This window comes from Nitratireductor sp. B36 (genome assembly GCF_020833685.1).
In the GTDB taxonomy this organism is placed as follows: Bacteria; Pseudomonadota; Alphaproteobacteria; order Rhizobiales; family Rhizobiaceae; genus Nitratireductor.
The window spans coordinates 424471-447500 of the sequence record NZ_JACKZY010000004.1; the positions used below are offsets into that span (position 1 = coordinate 424471).

General features: G+C 58.4%; 22 protein-coding genes and 1 tRNA gene. 15 read left to right on the forward strand and 8 right to left on the reverse strand.

The features are described 5' to 3' along the window. Positions 1-143 precede the first annotated feature (143 nt). Genes otnK through H7H48_RS18320 form a run of 3 tightly spaced genes read left to right on the forward strand, consistent with a single transcriptional unit; the run spans position 144 to position 2829 of the window. The gene (otnK, locus tag H7H48_RS18310; protein ID WP_229450527.1) at positions 144-1415 is read left to right on the forward strand and encodes a 3-oxo-tetronate kinase; all 1272 of its coding nucleotides are present in this window, start codon (positions 144-146) and stop codon (positions 1413-1415) included. After that, on the forward strand, positions 1412-2062 hold the full coding sequence (locus H7H48_RS18315; protein ID WP_229450528.1) for an aldolase: 651 nt from the start codon (positions 1412-1414) through the stop codon (positions 2060-2062). Before otnK ends, H7H48_RS18315 begins: the two co-directional genes overlap by 4 nt. Then, entirely contained in the window at positions 2059-2829 is a 771-nt protein-coding gene (locus tag H7H48_RS18320) for a hydroxypyruvate isomerase family protein (RefSeq protein WP_229450530.1), read from the forward strand. Before H7H48_RS18315 ends, H7H48_RS18320 begins: the two co-directional genes overlap by 4 nt. A gap of 220 nt (positions 2830-3049) precedes the next feature. On the opposite strand, the gene H7H48_RS20120 is transcribed toward H7H48_RS18320, so the two are convergent. From H7H48_RS20120 to H7H48_RS18340, 4 genes are all read right to left on the reverse strand, one after another. Continuing rightward, positions 3050-3811 carry an ABC transporter ATP-binding protein gene (locus tag H7H48_RS20120; protein ID WP_370633420.1) on the reverse strand — a complete coding sequence of 254 codons (762 nt, stop codon included), beginning with the start codon at positions 3809-3811 and terminating at the stop codon, positions 3050-3052. Next, entirely contained in the window at positions 3792-4169 is a 378-nt protein-coding gene (locus H7H48_RS20185) for an ATP-binding cassette domain-containing protein (RefSeq protein ID WP_370633421.1), read from the reverse strand. Before H7H48_RS20185 ends, H7H48_RS20120 begins: the two co-directional genes overlap by 20 nt. Then, on the reverse strand, positions 4163-4546 hold the full coding sequence (locus tag H7H48_RS18335) for a hypothetical protein (protein WP_229450531.1): 384 nt from the start codon (positions 4544-4546) through the stop codon (positions 4163-4165). Before H7H48_RS18335 ends, H7H48_RS20185 begins: the two co-directional genes overlap by 7 nt. A 290-nt stretch (positions 4547-4836) precedes the next feature. Next, positions 4837-5967 carry a helix-turn-helix transcriptional regulator gene (locus H7H48_RS18340; protein WP_229450533.1) on the reverse strand — a complete coding sequence of 377 codons (1131 nt, stop codon included), beginning with the start codon at positions 5965-5967 and terminating at the stop codon, positions 4837-4839. 394 nt (positions 5968-6361) lie between these two features. Between H7H48_RS18340 and H7H48_RS18345 the strand changes: the two genes are divergently transcribed. Beyond that, entirely contained in the window at positions 6362-8878 is a 2517-nt protein-coding gene (locus H7H48_RS18345) for an autotransporter domain-containing protein (protein WP_229450534.1), read from the forward strand. A gap of 349 nt (positions 8879-9227) precedes the next feature. On the opposite strand, the gene H7H48_RS18350 is transcribed toward H7H48_RS18345, so the two are convergent. Further along, entirely contained in the window at positions 9228-10808 is a 1581-nt protein-coding gene (locus tag H7H48_RS18350) for a PucR family transcriptional regulator (protein WP_229450535.1), read from the reverse strand. 179 nt (positions 10809-10987) lie between these two features. Here H7H48_RS18350 and H7H48_RS18355 point away from each other — a divergent pair, with 179 nt between their 5' ends. Genes H7H48_RS18355 through H7H48_RS18390 form a run of 8 tightly spaced genes read left to right on the forward strand, consistent with a single transcriptional unit; the run spans position 10988 to position 18162 of the window. Then, positions 10988-12178 (forward strand): M20 family metallopeptidase, encoded by a 1191-nt coding sequence (locus tag H7H48_RS18355; RefSeq protein ID WP_229450537.1) that lies wholly within the window; start codon positions 10988-10990, stop codon positions 12176-12178. A 25-nt stretch (positions 12179-12203) separates the two neighbouring features. Further along, positions 12204-13187 (forward strand): DctP family TRAP transporter solute-binding subunit, encoded by a 984-nt coding sequence (locus tag H7H48_RS18360; RefSeq protein ID WP_229450538.1) that lies wholly within the window; start codon positions 12204-12206, stop codon positions 13185-13187. 55 nt (positions 13188-13242) lie between these two features. Next, on the forward strand, positions 13243-13743 hold the full coding sequence (locus H7H48_RS18365) for a TRAP transporter small permease (RefSeq protein ID WP_229450539.1): 501 nt from the start codon (positions 13243-13245) through the stop codon (positions 13741-13743). Next, complete coding sequence (locus H7H48_RS18370; RefSeq protein WP_025031275.1) at positions 13740-15011, forward strand: TRAP transporter large permease; 1272 nt, start codon at positions 13740-13742, stop codon at positions 15009-15011. Before H7H48_RS18365 ends, H7H48_RS18370 begins: the two co-directional genes overlap by 4 nt. A 34-nt stretch (positions 15012-15045) precedes the next feature. Then, complete coding sequence (locus H7H48_RS18375) at positions 15046-15360, forward strand: UxaA family hydrolase (protein ID WP_229450541.1); 315 nt, start codon at positions 15046-15048, stop codon at positions 15358-15360. Then, the gene (locus tag H7H48_RS18380) at positions 15329-16570 is read left to right on the forward strand and encodes a UxaA family hydrolase (RefSeq protein WP_229450543.1); all 1242 of its coding nucleotides are present in this window, start codon (positions 15329-15331) and stop codon (positions 16568-16570) included. The genes H7H48_RS18375 and H7H48_RS18380 overlap by 32 nt, the downstream gene beginning before the upstream one ends. Continuing rightward, positions 16567-17385, forward strand: coding sequence for a sugar phosphate isomerase/epimerase (locus H7H48_RS18385; RefSeq protein WP_229450544.1), 819 nt, complete (start codon positions 16567-16569; stop codon positions 17383-17385). Before H7H48_RS18380 ends, H7H48_RS18385 begins: the two co-directional genes overlap by 4 nt. A 24-nt stretch (positions 17386-17409) precedes the next feature. Then, positions 17410-18162, forward strand: coding sequence for a fumarylacetoacetate hydrolase family protein (locus tag H7H48_RS18390; RefSeq protein ID WP_229450545.1), 753 nt, complete (start codon positions 17410-17412; stop codon positions 18160-18162). Between the two features lie 66 nt (positions 18163-18228). Here H7H48_RS18390 and H7H48_RS18395 read toward each other — a convergent pair whose 3' ends face one another. The 3 genes from H7H48_RS18395 to H7H48_RS18405 all read right to left on the reverse strand — a co-directional run bounded on the left by H7H48_RS18395 (position 18229) and on the right by H7H48_RS18405 (position 21094). Next, a complete protein-coding gene (locus H7H48_RS18395; RefSeq protein ID WP_229450546.1) occupies positions 18229-19500 on the reverse strand; it encodes a TRAP transporter large permease in 1272 nt (423 codons plus the stop codon). Further along, on the reverse strand, positions 19497-20021 hold the full coding sequence (locus H7H48_RS18400; protein WP_229450548.1) for a TRAP transporter small permease: 525 nt from the start codon (positions 20019-20021) through the stop codon (positions 19497-19499). The genes H7H48_RS18395 and H7H48_RS18400 overlap by 4 nt, the downstream gene beginning before the upstream one ends. 68 nt (positions 20022-20089) lie before the next feature. Next, complete coding sequence (locus H7H48_RS18405; RefSeq protein WP_229450550.1) at positions 20090-21094, reverse strand: TRAP transporter substrate-binding protein; 1005 nt, start codon at positions 21092-21094, stop codon at positions 20090-20092. A gap of 340 nt (positions 21095-21434) precedes the next feature. Here H7H48_RS18405 and H7H48_RS18410 point away from each other — a divergent pair, with 340 nt between their 5' ends. The 3 genes from H7H48_RS18410 to H7H48_RS18420 all read left to right on the forward strand — a co-directional run bounded on the left by H7H48_RS18410 (position 21435) and on the right by H7H48_RS18420 (position 23012). Continuing rightward, complete coding sequence (locus tag H7H48_RS18410; protein WP_229450552.1) at positions 21435-22361, forward strand: hypothetical protein; 927 nt, start codon at positions 21435-21437, stop codon at positions 22359-22361. A gap of 207 nt (positions 22362-22568) precedes the next feature. Next, positions 22569-22642, forward strand: a tRNA-Gly gene (locus H7H48_RS18415). 106 nt (positions 22643-22748) lie between these two features. Then, positions 22749-23012, forward strand: coding sequence for a DUF6460 domain-containing protein (locus H7H48_RS18420; RefSeq protein ID WP_223019589.1), 264 nt, complete (start codon positions 22749-22751; stop codon positions 23010-23012). Positions 23013-23030 lie beyond the last annotated feature (18 nt).

A 23030-nucleotide genomic window follows, 5' to 3' on the forward strand; every position in this document is an offset into this window, starting at 1 on the left:
ACATGATTTCTGTAATTACTAATTATACACTTGACCTCTGTCAACGCACGGGCTTTCTTGAAGCGATCAATGGCGGCTTGCTTGCGGGTGCATACTCTCGCTCCAGAGTGGCAGGCGCATGAAAGCGCGAGGGGGGGGTAGGTATGGCAGCCATTTTGGGATGCATTGCCGATGATTTTACCGGTGCAACAGACCTGGCGGGCTTGCTGGGCCGCAGCGGCATGCGTGTATCGCTCAGGATTGGCGTGCCTGCCGAACCGCCCTGCGATACGGCACCGTTTGAAGTGATTGCGCTGAAATCGCGAACCGCGCCGCGCGCGCAGGCCATCGCAGAGACGCGGGCAGCGTTCAGATGGTTGAAAGAGGCAGGTGCGCGACGCTTCTTCCTGAAATACTGCTCCACTTTCGACAGCACTGCTGAGGGCAATATCGGACCGACAGCAGAAGCATTGATGACGGATCTCGGCATCAGGCAGACGGTGTACTGCCCGGCCTTTCCGGAAAACGGGCGGACCGTTTTTATGGGAAACCTCTTCGTGGGTCAGCAGCCGTTGGCGGAGAGTCCCATGCGGGACCATCCCTTGACGCCGATGCGAGACAGCAATCTCATGCGTCTCCTGAATCCCCAGGTTCAGGGCTCGGTGGGACTTGTCGACCGCACTACGGTTGCCCAGGGGGAGCAAGCAATCCAAAAGGCGCTGGAAGCACTGGCGACACAAAACATCGCACATGCGGTGATCGATGCGGTCGACGACACGGATCTTGAACGGATTGCGAGCGCCTGCCGCACCATGCCGTTGCTGACTGGCGGATCGGCCCTGGCGATGTCCTTGCCCGCGCTTTATCGATCGGAGGGTCTGATCTCCGGGGATACCGCACTGCCCAGCGCGCCACGCCTGGCCCGCACGACAGTGGTGCTCTCGGGAAGCTGTTCGGCCATGTCGAATCGGCAGGTGGAGCATTATATCCGCCAGGGTGCGCCTTCCTTATGCATCGACCCTCTTGAAGTTGCGCAGAATGGGCAGGCAGCAGCGTTGGATTGGCTTGAAAAACAGGACCTGACCGAGGCACCCATCATCTACGCCACGGCCGAACCGGCCAAAGTCAAACATGCTCAATCAAAACTGGGCGCGGCCCGGGCGGGCGCGTTGATCGAGGAAACATTGGCGTTTTGCGCCGTTGCAGCGCGTGACGCCGGTGCAAGGCGCTTTATCGTCGCGGGCGGAGAAACATCGGGGGCTGTGACCCAGGCACTGGGCGTGTCGCAACTGGATGTCGGAGCGGAAATCGCACCGGGCGTCCCTTGGACCTATTGCCATTCGGCAGGCCATCCCATCGCAATGGCCCTGAAGTCGGGCAATTTCGGCGCCGAAGGTTTCTTTGACGATGCCCAATCAGTTTTGGAGAGAACATGAACACGGAAATCCAGCTGCGGGAACAGATCTGCTTGCTCGCAAAGTCGATGTTCGATCGCGGGCTGACCGGTGGCAGCACCGGCAACATCTCCGCCCGCACGGAGGACGGTGGTCTTTTGGTCAGCCCCACGGGCACCAGTTTCGGCCGACTGGACCCTGACACCCTCAGCCGATTTGACGCTGATGGCGTGCAGATTTCGGGCAAGGCGCCAACCAAGGAGATGCCCCTTCACGAGGCATTCTATCAAACACGCTCCACCGCGGGCGCCGTCGTGCATCTGCATTCGTGTCATTCCGTGGCGCTTTCAATGATGCCTGATATCGATGCGGACAATTTTCTCCCACCGCTGACACCCTACGGGATCATGAAGCTCGGCAAGGTGAAACTGCTACCCTTCTTCCTGCCCGGCGACCCGGCTATGGGTGAAGCAGTGCGTGGATTGGCGGGAAAGCGCTCGGCGGTGATGCTGGCCAATCATGGGCCGGTCGTGGCTGGCAAGGACGTGGAGGCAGCCTGCAACGCCATTGAAGAGCTTGAGGATACTGCCCGTCTCGCCATGGTGACACGCGGCCTGGGTCCCCGTTTCTTGACCGACGATCAGGTGAGCGCTCTGGTGACCAAATTCAACATCGAGTGGGATCAATGAAGTTTTCCGCAAACCTTGGCTTTCTCTGGACGGATCGATCTTTGCCATCCGCCATCCATGCGGCAAAGAAAGCTGGCTTCGATGCCGTGGAATGTCACTGGCCCTACGATGTACCTGCCGTTGAAGTGCAAGCTGCGCTTCAGGAAACCGGCCTTGCGATGCTCGGCCTCAACACTCGACGCGGGAACGTGAAAGACGGAGACAACGGTTTGGCCGCGCTCCCCGGGCGTTCCCCTGAGGCGCGCGCCGCCATCGATGAGGCAATCGCCTATGCCGTGGCCGTCAAGGCAGCCAGTGTGCATGTGATGGCGGGTTTCGCATCCGGCGCTGCGGCAGAAGAGGTGTTTGTTGAGACCCTGCGATATGCCTGCGCGAAGGCGCAGTCTCACGGGATCACCATCCTGATCGAGCCGCTCAACAGCTATGATGCGCCCGGATATTTTCTGAGCACGACCGATCAGGCACTGAGGATCATGGACGCGGTTGGCATCGCGAACCTGAAGCTGATGTTCGACTGTTATCACATCCAGTTGATGGAGGGGGATCTGTCCAACCGCATCAGGCACCTGCTCCCGCGCATCGGTCACATCCAGTTTGCCTCCGTTCCCGATCGCGGGCCACCGGATCACGGGGAGGTGAGTTATCCTCACATCTTCGATCTGATAGCTGATCTTGGCTATACGGCCCCTCTTGGCGCGGAATACAAGTCCGTCGGAGATACCCGAAGCTCGCTTGGATGGCTTTTTGATATGAAACGACGCGGATAGAGTTTTCCCTTCTAAGCTTTCACCCTTCCCGCGATCTGCCTGCCGATGAGCGCCACAGTGTTCCGATCGATACGAACAAGATCGGTCGATGAGTTTTGCTCAGCGGGGCTCTGGGATCCAGGAAGAGCAATGGAATTCATGGTTGGGCTGCGTGCAGCAGCACCTGACTGAACCGATGACTGTTCGCGGTGGCGTCTCTGGGTGATGGCGCAGGAGGTGATCAACCCATCCGCCTGCCTTCATGATCGAAAAGGCACAACCATTCGCTGGGGAAGGTAACACTCACGGGGTCGCCCGGCGCATGTTTCTTGCCTTCCCAGCTGAGCGTGTTCACGGTCAGCTTGCCGTTAGATCCCAGAGCGAGCGTCAATTGTGTCTCAGGGCCGCTCTGCTCGATGAACTTGACGCGGCCTTCCAATAGGTTCGGACTATTTCGTCTTTGCAGAACGCAGTCCTCCAGTCGAATGCCGAGAAAGGCTGCATTCGGTTTCGACCGCGCGTCTGCGGGCAGCTCGATTGCGAGTTTCGGCTCGGTATGCGGCATGAAGACCGGACCTTGCTGCAGCAAAGCGACTGAACCTTCGAGCAGGTTCATGGGTGGTGCGCCGATGAAACCGGCCACGAATGTGTTTTCCGGTTCTCGGTAGATCTCATCCGGTGCTCCGATCTGCTCGACGCGCCCGCCGCGCAAGACCACGATTTTGTCGGCCATGGTCATGGCGTCCACCCGATCATGGGTAACAAAGATCATCGTGGAACGGAGCCGCTGATGCAGAAGCTTTATCTCGCGGCGCATCTGAACGCGCAGCGCTGCGTTCAGATCGGAAAGCGGCTCGTCAAACAGGAATACCGAAGGCCGGCGTATGATGGCGCGGCCCATGGCGACACGCTGGCACTGCCTGCCCGAGAGCTGGCGCGGGAAGCGGTCCAGCAGGCCGTCAAGGCCGAGAAGTTTAGCCGCCTCACTTGCGCTTTTTTGCACGTTCGTTCTTCTGGACGCCGGTCATTTTGAGGGGAAAGGCGATATTGTCGGCCACGGTCATATGTGGATAGAGCGCATAGTTCTGAAACACCATGGCCACGTCCCTGTCCTTTGGCGCAAGCTCGGTGAACAGAGTCCGACCGATGCGGATCTCGCCACCGCTGACACTTTCCAGCCCCGCCAACATGCGCAACAGTGTCGAATTCCCGCAGCCTGAAGGCCCGACGAAGACCACGAACTCTCTGTCTTCTATGCGATGTCGGCGCCATGGATGACCTCGGTCTGCCCAAAGGATTTGACGATCTTCGAGAACGACACGGTAGCCATGGCTGTTCCAGCTCTTGTTTGCGATCAGCACACGCTGCCGGCGAGCGTGCCCAAGACGATACGCCGTTGCATGATGAGGAAGACGATGATGACGGGCAGCGCAAACACCAGGGCCGCAGCCATCTGCAGTTCAAGAAGGGTGAAATATTCACCGCGAAAGGATGAAATGCCGGTAGCCTCTGCCCAGAGCGATTGAGAGTTGATGAGTGTCTTGGCGAACAGGAAATCGTGCCAGTTGGTGACGAACCCGTAGATGAAAATCGCCGCAAGTCCCGGCAGCGCAAGGGGCAGGGCAACGCACCTCTGTGAGGCCCGCGCCGGAAGGCTGGATAGGTCGTGGTAGGCGAGGCGGTCTTGAAAGCCAAGCGTGAGGCATGTCGGAATTTCAGACCGGTCAAGAGTGCGCATCTTCGGTTTGCTGCGAAGCCGCGCAGTCGATCGTGGACGATATTGTGGTGAGCGCGGCCGCGCAGCGTTGAAAGGCATGACGACCGGAACCATCGGGTTCGCCAGTCATGCCCATTCGCCATTGGCGAGGTGGTTTGGAAAACGGCAACACGACGAACCCGCAGGATCTGACTATCTGACGGGCGGTGGGTCACCATTGTGCCGTTGGCGTCGAGCAGGTTGTTCAATGGGCCTCTACGTACGGCAGCAAGACAAACCGCTGAAGCTCATTCCAAACGCAGGCCGAAGCCTTAGTGCCTCATCGCTGTTACCATGCCCACAATATCGGACTGCCGGCGTGCCTCCATTTTTCCCATGGCAGCGTGAAGCTGGTTCCTCACCGTGCTTATGCTGGTGCCGCGCAGCTCTGCAATTTCCTTTGGGCTCAATCCTCCTGCCAGATGCACCACGACGCGTGCTTCATTGGGTGTCAGTCCGAATGTTTCACACAGCAGCACGGCGACGTCGGGGCTGTCGGAACGACCCGCGAGCGTGAAGAGGAAACAAGGCTCTTCATTGCCAAACAAAATGCCGGATGGTCGATATTCGAGCTCCTCCGTTGCAAGAGGAGCAATGCGACAGGTTAGGGAAGGTTTGCCGTCGGAATTCGAGATGCTGAAGGTTTGTGGTTGGCGAAAAGAGCCATCGCTCTTGGCAATGATTGCAGAGAAGTGACGCTGCCAAGTTTCGGAAGCAAAGGCAAAACGATGCCTCAGATCGCATCGGATCACATCGCCGGTTTCGAGCAATGTTTCGGCTTGCTGATTGGCGAAAACGATTCTGCGGCTGCGTGTCACGACAAGACAGCCGGCAGATGCCGGGTCGACCACATTGACGAGTGCCTTCTTCTCGATCTCGGCTCCAGCCACTGTTCGGGCGATCTCGAACGCCTGCTGCAGATGGGGCAACATATGCCTGACGATTTCCTGCCAAGGCGCTTCCAGCCGCTCGGTGTCTTTGGCGCGAATGCTTCCGCTAAATGCGAACAGGCGGCGCTCCTGTTTGAACAGCAATGCCGAACACCCACCAGTAATGTCTTCCTGCGGGCGCACCCAGTCGTCATAAAATTCCGTGCGGCGCAAGGCGGGATCCCTCCATACATCGCCATAGCTGACGAGCTGCCCGGCCCCTGCTGACAACATCCTCCCGGCCAGAAAATCCCGTTCGAAAAAATAGTCGGCATAGGTCTGTTCAAAGGCCGGATCATAGCCGAACTGCCGTGCCCCCAGATCGATATGGGCGTCCAGATCGTAGCCTGTCAGGCAAGTGCGCACACCGCCCCCCGCCAGATCCGAGCAGGCCTGCAGAAAGCTGCTCCATTTCCCAGCGTCAAGAGCAGCCGCGTAGGCCAGCTTGGTCAGCGTGTCCAGCTTGTGTTGCACGTCTTGTCCCCAGCGCAAATTAGCAGTTCAGAATAGGCAATTTGTATCATGAGCTCAGATTGCCCCTCCCGTAAACAGAGTTTCGGCAAAGTCGGGCAGGCTGTTGCCATCAGCAGGATTATGCCGACGCTCCGAGACGATTTCTACTGTGAGTTTCGGTCCGAGGATGGGGAAATACAGATTCATGATGAAGATTATCATGCCGAAGGTTGCTGTGCGCCACGCATCCGCGCATCGCTACTTTCACCGTGCTTGTAGCGCAGCCATGTTGTCGACAAGCGCATTCGTTGTGTGTGCGTCGCCGTTGGTGGCTACACATGTACATGCGCAAACGGTCTGGTATGGAACCAATTCCAGCAGATGGTCCAGCCCATCAAACTGGGTCCCTGCCACTGTGCCGGACTCCAATGAGAATACATACATCGCGGCGGCCGATCCCAACAACCAGCCGATACTGGACGGCTTCGTCGGCACGGGCGTCGGTCTGACACGTGATGTTTTCATCGGATTCGATGGCACAGATCCCAATCTCGGCGTGCTGACCATTCAGAATGGAGGTGTCCTGAACAGCAGCGGAGATGGACTTATCGGCTTCAGCGTAGGCGCGGTCACGGGTGAGGGCCGGGTCATCGTGCAAGACACTGGATCGCAATGGAGACTGCCCAGCAATATCCTGACGGTCGGGTACACTCATGAGGGCACTTTGACGATCCGCGATGGCGGCAAGGTTGAGAGTTATCAGGGCAGGATCGGTTCCGCTACCAATGGCGTGGGCATCGTGAACATATGGCGCACGGGGTCTGCGTGGAATCTCACCAGCGACATTGTCATCGGCGAAAGTGGTCGGGGAGAACTCACGATCTCGGACAATGGCCAGGTGACAAGCTCCAATGGCGTTCTCGGGCTCAACAGCACTGGCAGGGGCGCAGTGACCGTGGCAGGGACGGGAACCCAATTCACCGCTGCCAACAACATGTTCGTTGGCCTTAAGGGCGAAGGCGAACTGACAATTTCCTATGACGGAGAGGTTGAGATCGCTTCCGCGGTGGGAGAGGTCAAACTTGCCGACGATGCAAATTCCAAAGGCACGCTCAATATCGGTGCAGCCTCTGGCGATCCGGCGGCGGAAGCGGGGACGCTGAATGCGCCGAGCGTGGCTTTCGGCAACGGAGAGGGTACGCTTGTCTTCAATCACATCAACACCGGCTACATTTTTAGTGCTGATCTCTCTGGCTATGGCACGATCCTCCATGAAGCTGGAGAAACGACTTATACGGGGACCGGCAGTCTACTCTCCGGTGAAACGAAAGTGTCGGGTGGCCGCCTGCTGGTGAACGGCTTTCTGGGTGCGATGACAACCGTCAATGGTGGCGTTCTCGGAGGCAGCGGCAATGTCCTGGACGTTGCCGTCAACTCCGGCGGCACGCTGGCGCCGGGCAATTCCATCGGTACCTTGACGGCCGACAATGCGACCTTCAACGCCGGATCGGTTTTCGAGGTGGAGTTGAACGACGGGGGCAACACCAAGGGGGTGAACAACGATCTTCTGGATGTGACCTTTGGCGCCGGCAACCTTGTGATCAATGGCGGCACCATACACGTGAAGCCGGAAAACGGCACCGACGACGGGTCGAGCTACACGCCGGGATTGACCTATACGATCATCGAGGCAAACGATCGGACCGGCGAGTTCGATCAGGTGATCGATGATTTTCCATTGCTCACATTTACCGACATCTATTCCGGCGCGAATGTCTACCTCCAGTCGTCGGCGGCCTCGACCTGCCCGGGTGGCATGACCTTTAATCAGACCAACACCTGTGGCGGTGTTTTGTCCGTAGGGTCGGGCGGCATGTACAATGCTGTTGTCAATCTCACCGGATCCGAATTGTCGGATGCCCTCGACCAGCTTTCGGGCGAAATCCATGCTTCGGTCAAAGGGGCTCTGATGGAGGAAAGCCGGTTTGCGCGCGAAGCGGCGAACGCCCGTGTCCGCTCGGCCTTCGGTGCGGTAGCCTCAAATTCGGCACCGATCCTGGCCTATGGAGATGACAAGAAGCCGGCGCGCATGGCCGGTAGTGATCAGGGCATGGGTATGTGGGCTCGCGGGCTCGGTTCAGTTGCCAATTGGGATGGCGACGGAAATGCCGCCGACGCGCGCCGTTCTACCGGTGGTGTGCTACTCGGGGCCGATGGGTTTGTCACCGACAGGTTCAATCTCGGTTTGCTGGGCGGTTACTCCCGGTCGTCCATCAGTGTCGACACCCGCAATTCGTCTGCCACAGCCGACAGCTGGCATCTCGGTGTCTATGGCGGTGTCGAATGGGGTGGGTTCGGTCTGCGTGGCGGCGGCATCTACAGCTGGCACGATATTGACACCAGTCGCTCCGCCGCCTTTCGTGGCTTTTCCGACACTCTGTCTTCGTCATACGACGCAAGGACAGCCCAGATCTTTGCCGAGACGAGCTATCGCTTCGATACCGCCACCGCTAGCTTCGAGCCTTATGCCGGAATTGCCCATGTGCGGCTTGCGACCAACGGCTATAGCGAAGCCGGAGGCGAAGCGTCTCTTTCGAGCGCCGACGCGGTTCTCAAAAACACGTTCACCACACTTGGTCTACGTGCCGAAACAGAGGTCCAGATTGGTGACGACGCGATGGCCCGGCTGAGCGGCGGCATCGGTTGGCGGCACGCCATCGGTGGTGTGACACCAACAACCATCCACGCATTTGCCGGTGGAGACAATTTCACAGCAGCCGGTGTACCGATTGCCCGGGATGCACTGGTTCTGGACATCGGTGCCGACTTCGCGTTGAGTGAGATGGCAAATCTGAGCGTTTCCTATTCCGGGCAGCTCGCCGGTAACGCTGCCGACCACGGTGTGGAGCTGGATCTTTCAATTGCATTCTGATCGGTAGGCCATTTGCGACAGGGGCGCTGCTGACGATCCCTGTGGTGGCTCTGTGATATGTGGGTGTGAGAATGAGTGCTCCGCCATCCGCCAGGAAACCAGCACCAACCGCACCACCCACTCACAAACCCGATTGACGCCGGGCTTGAGGTCGCGGATTAATCCGCGCTGCGCGGTATGAAGCAGTGGTATCCCGTCAATTTTCAGACTAACGTCGCGTTTAGTTAGCCCATGTTTGTCAATTGGTTATGAAGTCTCGGACTCCGCCTGAAATTCTGGCTTGCTTGGACGGAAGCGGCCCTTGTTTTCCGTTCGGCTAGAGCCCGAAAAACCTCGGATCTAGTCAATGTTAGGACACAAGTGGAAGCAACTTTAAAGCGAGGTGGTAATGCAGGCGCAGTTTCGGTTGTAGCGCCTTTTTGCCTGTCAGTTCCGTGATTTGGGAGATGCGATAGCGCACCGTGTTGTGGTGTAGATTCAACACCCTTGCAGTCTCCCGGTAGTTGCCATTGGCATCCAGGAACACCCGAAACGTTTCAATCAGGTCGACACGGTGTTCCTTGTCATGGTCAATGAGTGTTCCAAGCCATTCATTGACGAAGCGGTTCACGTCCGGCTGCATGGAACTTTTCGAGAAAAGCCGATAAAATCCGGTATCATCATAAAGGAAGACTCCGCTGGTCTTGCTCGTGCTTCGGCCGTGTTCGAGCGCTTGCACCGCCTGCTCATAGGCTCGGTAGAAATGCTCCACCGCTGTTACCTGGCTGATGCCTGCCGACCACGGGACGTCATCCGCCCCGACCCTGTTCAACCCTTCGTCGACCTGTTCTTTAAGCATGTCGGGCTGACAAAGAGCTTCGTCGTCCTCTGGAACCATGAGTACAACGCGGTTGTTGGCGATGACACCGGTGATGGTTTCGCCATGTTGGGCAAAATGCACCCTCAAGGCATTCGATAATCCAAGTAGGCGGTCGGCGGCCGTGTCATGAAATGCAACGACAATTCCCACATAGCGTGCGTGAAGATGTTTCCCGATCGCACTGTAGCGTGTGGTGAGAGCAGCATAGGTCTGAGCCCCCAGCGTACGGTCAATGAGCGAAAGAACCAACTCGTTCTGTCGTTCGAAAATCGTGCTCTGATCCGCCCTGATCTGACGGACCTTCAGGGAGACGAAGACTTTCGCATAGCCCAGATGATCGAGGTCCTCACCGGTCAGTTTGCGGTTTCGCTCGACCACGGCAAGCGTTCCGGCCATCCCACTTGATTGCTCATAGGATGTGAAGACAACGCTCGTGTGATGCCCGGTCCTGCGGGTGAAGGTGTCGTGGGATTGTATGGTCTCGCTCGGCCATCCCTCTTCCTCCAATAGGGCCCGCGCGTCGCCAATATTCTTGTTCGGCTCGCTAGGAGCATGCAACACGAGGCCGTCCATCGGGCTGGTGACAATCACTGGATTGGCAAGCAGGGCGTAGAGGTCGTCTAGCAAATCCTGAAGGGTCGAATCGACCAGCGACAGCTTGCCCAAACTCTCGCCGAAGCGTTCGGAGTGGGAAACGTTTTCCGCTTTCGCCTCGAAATAGTTCGACATGACCGGCGTGATGATTTCGACCCAGGCCACGTCTTCGGGAACGACGATTATTGGGAAGTTGAGTGCGTTCGCACAATCGATCATCTTTTGCGGCACACGCTTCATGTAGCGGTTGAGTTTCAAGCCGAGGCCAGATGCTCCATGCTCCACGAGTTCTTCGACGAAGTGATCGAGGTTGTGGCGCAGCTGCAGCAGCGGGTAGGTAGAGGTTAACGCGAGTTCCTCACCCCGCAGCCAGCGAACGGCGTCCGGTGCATCAAGCACCGTGGCGGTTTTGACAACCCGGTCCAGCCCGTCATGACCGGCGAGGAGAGAGCCCTCCTGCATCGCAGGCAGAGCCATAACCTTCCCAATTGTCAGCACCATGCTCTTGAAACCCCGCCCCATGTGCGACCCGCACAGGCAACCTTACAGACTTGTATCCAAAGTACAAAGAACTTTGCCGGCGTTTCATGATGCTGGTCAATAGTTTTTCGGCTTCCGAATCGTTAGGCTCCGTGTCGGCTTAAGGGGGAAAGCAGTTGAATTCTAACAATCCGGTGGCGCCGCCGGCGCGGCTTGATGCGCTCGAGTTTCTTCAAGAGGCCGTGCGCTGCAACACCATTTCATCGACCGGCAATGAGATCGTTCTGGCCCGCATGATCAAGGCGCGACTGGGCGCTCTTGGGATCGACTGCGAGATCTTTCAGGAAAATGAGCAGCAGGCAAATCTGGTCGCCACTTTGCGCGGGCAAGGCCCGGCGAAAAAGCCTGGACCCCGCCTCGTCCTGAGCGGCCATCTGGATACGGTGCCGATTGGTGATGCCACCTGGACGCATGATCCCTTTTCGGCCGCAATCGACGATGGACGCATCTATGGGCGCGGTACCGCGGATATGAAAGGCGGCCTCTTAGCGCTGCTGTTCGCCTTTATGAAGCACAAAAACCTCTCGTCTGATTTGTGGAACGGCGAACTGATATTCGCAGCCACGTTCGGCGAAGAGATCGGTGCGCTTGGCGCATCAACGATGGTCGCCAAGAAGCAGATTCCGCAATTCGACGCGATGATCGTGGCGGAGCCGACCGACAACCATCTCGTCATTGCGCACAAGGGCGTGACCTGGCTTCGCGTGACCAGCTTCGGCAAGACCGCACATGGTTCGATGCCCAGGGCCGGTACAAACGCCGTCGACAAGCTCCACCTGTTCTATGAGCGTCTCAAGTCGATCGATCTGGGTCCCACGACAACGCCTTTGCTTTCGGCGCCCACTTTTGCCGTTACCACATTCAATGGCGGTGGTGCACCCAATGTCATCCCCGACCACTGTCAGATGACGATCGATATTCGCACGGTGCCGGGACAGGACCAGCAGAATGTCGTGGCTCAGGTCGAGGCAATCGCCGCGGCGCTCGCAAACGAGGATCCCGAAGCGCGTTTTCAGGTGGAGTGCGCACTCAATCTGCCGGGCTTGCTGACGAATGAGGGGGCTCCGATTGTGCGCATCAGCCAGCAGGTTCTGGCAAAACGCTCCCCCGGCGCGGAAACCGTACGCGGGGCCCAGTATTTCACCGATGCCTCGGCCTTTTCTGCGCATGGTGATGACATCGTCATCCTCGGCCCCGGCGCCCCCGAACAGGCGCACCAGACCGACGAGCACCTCGCCGTCGATGACTATTTCAACGCGATCGATATCTACGGAGACATCATCGCGCAGTACTTCAGCCAAAACTAAAAAAGAAAGGGAACTCATGACTTATATGGCTAGAACGAAAGCAACTCTTGCCGCCGCGTGGCTCGGTGCGGGGTTCATCTTCGCTGCAGGTGCAGCGAATGCGGAAACGACCTTGAAGGTTGGCCATGTCTTTGCCGCCGACCACCCCTGGCAGATTGCTCTGGAGGGACTGTCGAAAGATGTTTCTGAAGCGACGGGCGGCGAGGTCGTTATCCAGGTTTACCCAAGCTCCCAGCTTGGCGGCGACCGCGAAGTGGCCGAAGGCTTGCAGCTGGGAACCGTTGAGATGGGCCTCTTCGGCACCGGCGCACTCCAGGTTCTGGACAAGCGCCTGATCATTGAGGAGCTGCCCTATGCCTGGCCAACCCGCGAGAAGGCCTATGCTGCGGTGGACGGTGAACTGGGCGATGCACTCGCAGAGATCCTGGCGGCCAAAAACATCAACACGCTGAGCTGGTGGGAAAGCGGCTATCGCCACATTACCAATTCGGCCCGCCCGATCGAAACGCCCGAAGACCTCAAGGGCATCAAGCTGCGCGTGCCGGAAGCCGAGCTGCGCCTTGATACATTCCGCGAGCTCGGCGCTCTGCCCACGCCGATGGCATTCTCCGAGGTCTTCACCTCGCTTCAGCAGAAGGTTGTCGACGGACAGGAAAACCCGCTGGCAACAATCTATGCATCCAAATTCTACGAGGTGCAGGACAATCTGGCGCTGTCGGGGCATATCTGGGGCTCGGCCATTCTCACAATCTCCAGCAAGGCCTGGGATAAGCTGACGGATGAGCAAAAGACCATCCTGCGCGAGAAGGCCGAAATCTGGAAAGAGAAAGAGCGCGAGATGATCCGCGCGAGCGATGAGGAAGTGCTCGCCAAACTCGAGGCCGAGGGTATGAAAATCACGCGGCCGGATCCGGCAGCATTCCAGGAGATGGTTCAGCCGGTCTGGGACAAGTATGAAGGCGTCTTCGGGGAAGACCTCCTCGCCATTGTGCGCAAATACTCAAACTAGTTGAATGCGCGGCAGGCCGGTGTCGCGCTGGCCTGCCGCAATTGGGGTTTCCGCGATGACGCAATACCTGATTTGCGCCAGACAGCTTCTCGTCAAGCTCGTCCAATGGCTTCTCATGTTGATGCTGCTGACCATGACCTGCGTGATGTTCGCGCAGATCATCTGGCGCTATCTCCTGCAATCGCCGCTGGTCTGGTCTGAAGAACTGGCCCTTCTGCTCATGGTCTGGATGACCTTTCTGGGCTCAGCACTGATGCTTGAGCGCAAGGAACACGTCGCCATCGATCTCCTGGTGGAGTGGCTGCCGCCATCGCTTAACCGGCTGATGCAAATCATCGGTGCGCTTGTGGTGCTCACCTTCAATCTTGCACTGACCTATGGCGCACTTCTCATCGTTGAAACCGCCAGAGAGGCGATCATGCCCGGCCTCAAGATTTCGAGTGCCTGGCAATATCTGGGCGTGCTGATCGGCGGCGGGCTTCTCGTGCTCGTTTCTATTGAAGCCTTGATCCAGGCCTTGTTCGGCACCGTGGAAGCGCAGGAGCAGCGTTCATGAGCATCGTCCTTTTCGTTCTGCTTCTGGGCCTGATCATCATCAATGTCCCGATAGCCTTTGCAATCGGCTTCGCCTGCCTGACCTATCTCTTCGTCAAGGACATCAATCTCGCACTCGTGGCGCAGCGTTCGGCGACGGGCATCTATTCCTATCCCTTTCTCGCGCTTCCCATGTTCGTGTTTGCCGGCGTGCTCATGGAGCATGGTGGCATCACGCAGCGCATGATGCGGCTCGCAAACGCTGTTATCGGACACATCTCGGGCGGGCTTGCTGCGGTCACAGTGGCCGGCAGCGCCCTGTTCGGTGCGCTGTCGGGTTCCGCCATCGGCGACACCGCCGCCATCGGCTCCATCATGATCCCGGCCATGAAGGCCAAAAACTATGCGGCTGGCTTTGCGGCGGCCCTTCAGGGGTGCAGCGGCGTGCTTGCTTCGCTCATTCCGCCGAGCCTGACCATGGTCATCCTTGGGGCGACCGGAAACATCTCAATTGCCGGCCTGTTGATTGGCGGCCTAGTGCCTGGCCTCCTGATGGCCTTGCTCCTGATCATCGTTTCTTTGCTGATCAGCCGCCGGCGTGGCTATGGCAAGGGCGAGCGCGCGACATGGCGCGAGTTCATCTCTGCCGTTTCGGATTCGGTGCTTCCGCTTCTGCTGCCGGTCATTATCCTTGGCGGCATTCTGGGCGGTATCGTCACCGTCACGGAGGCAGCGGTCTTGGCCGTGGTCTACGCATTCCTGCTGTCCGCGATCATCTACCGCGAGGTCAAGATCTCGGACCTGCCGGCCATCTGCATGCAGGTGATGCGCATCGCGGTGCCGGTGCAACTCATCGTGGCGATCTCCCACCTGTTTGTGTGGATCGTAGCGACCGAGCAGATCCCCCAGCAGCTCACCGCATTCTTCGCAGCCGTTGCACCCGATCCGATGACCTTCCTGATCCTGCTCAACTTCCTGCTCCTGCTGCTTGGCACGTTCATGGAGAGCAATGCGCTGATCATCATTTTGATCCCGATCCTGATGCCGGTGGTCAATCAGTATGGCATTGACCCGCTGCATTTCGGCGTCATGTTCGTGGTCAATCTGTGCATCGGAGCCAACACACCGCCACTCGGTGTTACGCTGATGACGGGTGCGAAGATTGCCGGGGTGCGGTTTGCCGAAGCGTCGCGGGCGGTGCTTCCGTTCCTGGCGGCCATGGTCATCGTCCTCATACTGACCATCCTGTTCCCGAAACTGTCGACATTCTTGCCGAGCCTGTTCCTCTAATCGAGGTTCGTGAGAGTCATTCAGGAGTTTGACGTTGGAAAAGACAGCCATCCAGATCAAGGAAAGCGATCACGTGGCAACCGCCACGGTCGAATTGTTGCCCGCAGAGACGGTCATCGTCTCGGGCATCGGCAATGGGCGTCCCCTGAGGGTCGAGGAGAAGATCCCGCGCGGGCACAAGATCGCGCTTCGCGACATCGCGGCCCACGAGGAGATCCACAAATATGGCGAGGTGATCGGGATCGCGACCGAGGCGATCCTGGCAGGCCATTGGGTGCACGTTCACAATTGTCGCGGCGCCAAGGGGCGCCGGTTCGATGAAATCCACGCGCGAAAGCAGGGTGAGTGACATGAAGTTCAAGGGCTATCGCCGCGCCGACGGCTCGATCGGCATCCGCAACCACATTCTGGTCATTCCGACGGTCTCCTGCGTCAACCGTGTGGCGCTCGACATCGCATCGAAGACCGGGGCGGTCACCTTCATGCATCCCTATGGCTGCACCTTCGATGCCGAGGAAAACACCACCACGGAAGACACGTTCATCGGCCATGGACGCCACCAGAATGTGGGTGCCGTTCTGGTGGTGAGCCTCGGGTGCGAAACGGCATCGGCCCGGCGCATCGCCGACGCGATTTCAACGACTGGAAAGCCCGTCGAAATGCTTATCGTCCAGAAGGAGGGTGGTGCCCGCTCGACCCGTGACACGGGCATCGGAATCGTCGAGCGATTGAAGGGGGAAATTCCTGCCGAACCCAATGATGAAGGCGACGTCAGCGAGTTGATCGTCGCACTGGAATGCGGTTCTTCCGACGCGTTTTCCGGTCTCACGGCCAATCCGGCAGTGGGAGAGGCGGCCGATATCCTCGTCGGAGCCGGCGGGACGGTCGTCTTGTCTGAGATCACGGAGATGGTCGGCGCCGAACGTGTTCTCTGGCGGCGCGGGAAAACCGACAAGATCAAGCAGGATCTGATGACCCTGATCAAGGAGTACGAGATCGAGCTGTCCATGACCACGCAGGATGACAGCGGCGTCTTCATCTCGCCCGGCAATATTGAAGGCGGCTTGACGACCATCGAGGAAAAGTCGCTTGGCTGCATCTACAAGGCCGGCACCCAGCCCATCGTGCAGATCGTCAAATATGGCGAGCGGCCGACAGAGAAGGGCGTTGTCATCATGGACACGCCCGGCTTCGACATCGCTTCGGTCACCGGCAAGGTCGCCGGTGGGGCGCATATGGTGCTCTTCACGACCGGCAAGGGAACCCCGACCGGGTCGTGCATTGCGCCTGTGCTCAAGATCAGCTCCAACAACGATACGTTCAAAGCCCTGCGCGAGGATATCGATTTGAGTGCAGGCGATGTCCTTGAGGGAACCAAGTCACTGAAGCAAGTCGGCGAAGAGATCGTCGAACTGGTGATGGACACGGCGAATGGTCAACAGGCCAAGGCGGAGTATTTCAACATTCAGGAGTTCGCCATCCCCAATGTCAGCGTGGTGCGCAAGGAAGTGATCCATCAGAAGCTGGCTGAACAGAACGATTTCCGGTTTCAGCAATGATGAAGCTTGCCTACATGTATGCCACGCCAGACGTGGAACCCGCCAAGGTCACTGCCGTACAGGGCCCGATAGAAACGGCCATGCGCAGCATTGCACAGACCGGCTATTCGGGCGTCGAGCTTCTGGTGTGCGATCCGGCGCGGATCGACCGGCGAGCGCTCGCCGCCGCCATTCGCGATCAGGGTCTCGACATGCCGGCGGTCTGCACCGGCGAGGTTTACGGTCAGGACGGGCTTTCGTTCGCTGATCCTGATGCCAGCCGGCGGCAGAAAGCCATTGATCGCATGATGGCGTCGATGGATCTTGCATCCGAATATGGCGCGATGGTCAATGTCGGTCGGTTGCGCGGCCGGTATATGGATGGCGTCGCGCCACAACAGACGCTCGACTGGATCGGCGCGGCAATCGCGCAATGTGCCGCCGCGTTCCCCGATGTTCCCATCGTTCTTGAACCGGTCAACCGCAATTATGCAAACTGCCTGCTCACCACAGGCGAGACCTGCAGCTTCGTGCGAAGTCTTGGCGTCTCAAGCCTGGGCGTGATGCTCGACACAGCGCACATTCTCACCGAGCAGGAGACCGTTGCCGATGCCATTCGCGTGGCCGGTGATCTCTTCTGGCATTTTCATATCACCGATTCCGACCGCCTGCCGGTCGGGGACGGAAGCTATGACATCGACGCCGCCATGGGTGCCGTGATCGATTCCGGGTTCGACCGCTATGTGACGGTCGAGACATTCCAGATTCCTGATGCCGGGCACGCAATCGCTGCCAGTTTCGAGGCCATGCGGCCCTATATCCCCACCCGCGTTTGACGCGATCTATTCAGAGGTTTCATCATGAAAATCGTTCGCTTTTCCCATCAGGGAACCACATCCTATGGACTGCTTGAAGGCTCATCCATCGCGGTCCTGTCGGGCTCTCCCTTCGAGAAGATCGAGAAGACCGGCACAGTCGTAGCCCTCGACACCGTGCGTGTGCTTGCCCCGGTGGCGCCAAGCAAGCTGGTCTGCGTGGGGCTCAACTATACGCTCCATGCAGAAGAGTCCGGCGTTCCGGTTCCAGAAGAGCCGATGCTCTTCATGTGTGCGCCTTCCGCGATCATCGCCGATGGCGAGCAAATCCAGCTCGACAATGCCGATGACCGCATCGATTTCGAGGCCGAGATCGGCATTGTCGTCGGCCGCAGGGCCCGCAACGTCGCCGCCAACGATGCAGGCGATTACATCTTCGGCTACACCTGCGCCAATGACGTCTCGAACCGGGATCTGCAAAAAAAGGACGGCCAGTTCACCCGTGCCAAATCCTTCGATACCTACAAGCCGGTCGGGCCGGTCATCGAAACCGACCTCGATCCCGACAATGTCGACATCAAGCTTTGGCAGAATGGCGAATTGCGTCAGTCGTCCAACACGAATGACATGATTTTCCCCATCGCCCGCATTTTCGAATTCGTGTCGGGCATCATGACGCTGGAGCCGGGCGACCTGATCATTACCGGCACACCATCCGGTGTCGGCCCGATGGCGTCTGGTGACGAGATCGTCATCGAGATCGAGAAGATCGGACGCCTGCACAGCCGGGTCGCCTGAACGCCCGCAAGTCGTCGTTGAACCAGCAATGCCCCGTGGGACCCACGGGGCATTGCTTTATCCAGACTATCGCAGAAGCGCTGTCGGATAGAGCGCCAGTGCCGGAATGTATGTGATCGCAAGCAAGGCAAGGATCAGGGCGATGAGAAACGGTCGGATCGCCCGCATGAACTGAGCGATGCTGGTCCCCGAAATCCCGCAGGTCACATACATCAGAACGCCCAAGGGCGGTGTCAGCTGGCCGATGACCAGATTGATGATCATCACGATCCCGAAGTGAACCGGATCGATGCCCAGCGTTTCGATCAGCGGCAGCAGGATCGGGACGAGGATGATGATGAGTACCAGCGTTTCCATGAATGTGCCGAGCACAAGCAGGATGACGTTGATGAGAAGCAGGATCAGCATCGGGCTGTCCGAGAAGCCGGTCAAGAATGATAGGAGTTGCTGCGGAGCCTGACCGATGGACAGGATCCAGCCGAAAGGAGCTGCGGTCGCCGCGATGACCAGGATCGACGATGTGTCGCGCGCAGCACTTGCAAAAACGCCCGGAAGCTCGCCAACTTTCAATGTCCTGTAGATAAGAAGGCCGACGAGGAAAGCATAGGCTGCCGCAATGGCCGCAACCTCGGTCGCCGTGAAAATGCCCATGCGGAAACCGACAATGATGATCACCGGCATCAACAGCGCCCAGGAAGCCTGGAAGAAGCTTTGCCGGAGTGCCTTGGCCGAAAACGCCGCACCGCGCCCGAAACCGCGGAGCCGTGTCATGATCGCCACCGTGACAACCAGCGCCGTGGCGATGACCAGCCCCGGCACGATCCCGGCCACGAACAGATCTCCGATCGAGACATTCGCCTGCCAGCCATAGATGACAAGCAGGATGGATGGCGGGATGATGGGAGCGAGTACGGCGGCGGAGGCCGTCAGTCCGACGCTGAATCCCTTGTCGTAGCCGTGCCTGACCATCTGCGGCACGAACACGCGTGTCGTGGCCGCACAATCGGCGAGCGAAGATCCCGAAATGCCAGACATGAAGACATTTGTCAGCACGTTGACATAGGCCATGCCGCCCCGAATGTGACCGACCAGCGAACCGGTCAGTGCGAAGAGACGCTCCGAAATGCCCGACGCGTTCATCAGCGTGCCCGCCAGGATGAACAGGGGAATGGCGAGCAGCGGAAAGGACTGGACACCCGCAGTCATGCGCTGAACGGCAATGGTCAGCGGTATCCCTTCAAGCCAGATCACGGCAATGGCAGAGGCAGCCAGCGCGTAGGCGGTCGGCACCCCGACCAGAAGAAACAGAAGTAGCAGCAAGAGCAGGGTGGTGATCATGCTGCATCCCCTTCACCTGCCTGAACCTCGATCGTGCTCTTGAGCGCGTCCCGCACACCGCCATCCAGGCAGTTGCGGATCACATGAAGTGTGGCACACATGCTCGTGACGGGCAGGGCAAGCGTGTAGAATCCGTAGGTGAGATCCATCATCGGCGTCCGGTCGCCCCAGGTCGTCTGTACATATTTGAGGCCGAAATGGATCACCACCAGGAACACAACCAGGCAGACCAGAACGGCCGCCACGGAAGCCAGCAGCTCATAGCGCGGAGGCAGGATGCGCAACACCATGTCGATGCGGATATGCTGGTGGGTTGAAAGGGCCGAGCTGGCGCCGATGAACACCATCCAGGTGAACAGCATCGTCAACAGTTCTTCCGTCCAGGTGATCGGGGAACCGAGCACATAGCGGAAGAAGACAGTCGCGGTAAGAATGACGAAAATAGTGGCCAGAAGCAGCCACAGGGCATGGTGCTCAATCTCTCGCACGCAATTGTCAAGCCATAGAATGCATTGTCTCAAACTGGTCTCCCCCCAATAACAGGACAATGAACACCGGACCGCCGATGCGGTCCGGTGCTGATGGCAGACTATTGCCCGCGGGTGGCGGAGATGTTTTCACGCACGGTCTCGATCCTGTCGGCACCCCAGCGTTCGGCGAGGGCGGCAAAGACGGCCTCGGTTGTCGCCTCGGCAAACGCCTCGCGGTCCGGATCATCAACGATGGTGATATCGGCTGTCTCTGCGATTTCCTTCAGCATGTTCTCTTCCGCGCGCTGCTGAAGCAGTGTCATCTTGGCAGAAGCTGCGCCAACCTCTTCCAGAATGATCCGCTGATGGCGTGGATCGAGCTTTGCCATGGAGTCCTTGTTCATCAGGATCAGATTGTTCTGAAGCATGTGACGCGACATCACGATGTAGCTCTGAACCTCGTAGAATTTCCGGGCGTAGATGGTCGGAATGGGGTTTTCCTGACCGTCGACCGTCCCCTGCTGCAGTGCCGTGTAGACATCGCTGAAGGGAATGGGCGTCGGTGCAGCACCGATCCCACGGATCATCTCGACCCAGACCGAGGATTCAGGAACCCGGATCTTCAGGCCGGCCATGTCTGCAGGCGTGCGCACGGGCTTTTCCGAAAGCGTGAAATTGCGCCAGCCCCAGTACCAGATCTTGGTGAGCGGAATGATGTTGTGTTTTTCTTCCAACTCGTCGAAGGCCGGCTGCATGGCAGCCCCGGAAATCACCGCTTCCGCCTCGAGCCAGTTCTGCCAGAGAAACGGCGCGCTCGGGATCTCCATCGCCGGCACCAGCGTGCTGGTGGCCGCCATCGAGGCCGCCGTCATGTCCAGAACGCCATCCCGCAATTGCTGCACCATCTCGGTTTCCTTACCGAGCTGTTCGCCTGGGAACACCTGAATGGTGACTTCTCCATCTGTGCGCTCGGCGATCCGTGCGACGAATTCGTCATAGAGCTTGCTCGAAATTTCGCCCGCAACGTTTGGATGCCCGAAGCGCAATACCGTTTCGGCATGAGCCCCTGTCGCCAACAGCATCGCGGCTGCCACGCAAGCTTGCAGTGTACTTCTCCAGATCATCTGCCCCTCCCGATTGTAATGGATTTTTCGATTGATCAGACTGGCAGGTTTTCTCCTCACCCATACCAACCACGATATTGACCCTAAGCGAAAACGCCTCTGAATCCATTGACCAGAGTAATGAAACGGAAGTCCGGATTTTTGTGCTGGGCATACAAAATGAGATTGATCAGGCCCGGGTCGAAGCGCTGGGTGCGTTGGGTGCGGGCGCGCTGACCCACAAATGCTTCTCATCATGCATCTATGTGGCGGGTCTCGCCCCCCATCTCGCAACCCCGTTTGACGCCGGCCCCAGGTCGCGGATCAACGCGGACTGTGAGTCTGACCATTTCAATGAGTTATGGGATTTCTGCTGCTTCGGGCGGCGCCACTCGTCCCTGATAACCGGGAACGCGGCTGCGGCTATTTCAACTATATCGAAGCGGAGCGGCACCTGGGGTTGAGTCTGGATGATCAGGGTGTCGTAACCTCGGTCGTTCCCGGAACACCCGCCGCGGCCGCTGGAATACAGGTCGGCGATCATATGATCTTCAAGGACACCTCGCCGGTCGAAAACCGTGAAGAAGCGCGCACGATGATGATCGAGCATCTGAACAGCGTGCTGCACAACAAAAGCAACAGCCAATATTTCCTTCGCGACGGCGAGACCATCAAACTGGAGATGCCTCATCTTGCACTCGGGGAGACGCTTTCGCCCGGCCTGGCTCCGCCCGAGCTTTCCGAAAGCGAGATGGCGGCATTCAACGAGCTGCCGGATATCATTCAGCCGGTTCTGAAAGCGCTTTACGCGGACAAGTTCGAGCTGGCCGATTTTGAAAGACAGAGATTCTACCGCATTTCCTATCGCGCTTCGATCGTCTCCTTCATGGGAGAAAACGAAATCGCCTTCAAGCTAAAGGAAGCCCTGGACAAAAAGGCGGAAGAGGGCCGTTTTGCCCCTCTGCTCGCGCACTATGCACTTGTCAAAGCAAGATATTTCGATAACTGCGGCGCACCGGTCACAGCCATCGACTACACCGTGACGAGGAGCAGGACCTATACCAGCACGTTCGGCGTGGACTGGAGTCAGGTGCTCTCACAAGAGGCGGCGAGTATCGATGTGGATGCCCGGTTTGCACCTTACGTTCGTGAGGCAGAGTGGGCCTATCCGCGCGCTGGCTGGACCGGAAGCTTCCGCAATTTCATGGAAAAGGCCGGTGGCTGCGGTAGCCCCATCCTTCAGACGCTCGAAGATAACATGCTTCGATATCAGTCCCACGGTTCTTGATGTCAGCGATTTGGGGCGCAGTTGATTTCGGTCGAAACGGCTGCGCTCTGTCATACACGGGTCAAGATGCATGGTTCCATCCATGCATCCAGAGACCGCAGTGCTCCGGTCGCCGCTGTTTTTTTCACTTCCGTTTACCCGCCGCGCGCGACCCACTCACAAACCCGCTTGACGCCGGGCTTAAGGTCGCGGATTAATGCGCGCTGCGCGGGTATGATGTAATGGTAGCCTGTCAGCTTCCCAAGCTGATCGCGCGGGTTCGATTCCCGCTACCCGCTCCAATCTCCCGATCCGTAGCTGATCCATGGAAGTTTTTTCGGACTGCCCAAGCTTGCGCGGCCGGCCGTGTATGCGTATCTGTTTGCGGTCAAGATCAAGGAGCTTCCGGTGTCGGCACTGACCAGATTCCTGGGCGACAGCCCGCTGCGCGTCATCATCAAATTGCTGATCGTTTCACTTATCGTCGGCTTCGTGATGAGTGCTTTCAACTGGTCGCCGTTCGACATCTTCTACGCTCTGCGCGATACGGTCGTTCATCTGTGGAACATGGGCTTTGATGCCCTGGGGCGCTTTGCGAGCTATATCCTGCTCGGGGCCGCCATTGTGGTACCGGCTTTTCTGATCCTGCGCCTTCTGAATTATCGCCGCTAGGAAGCCCTTTGGGGCGCA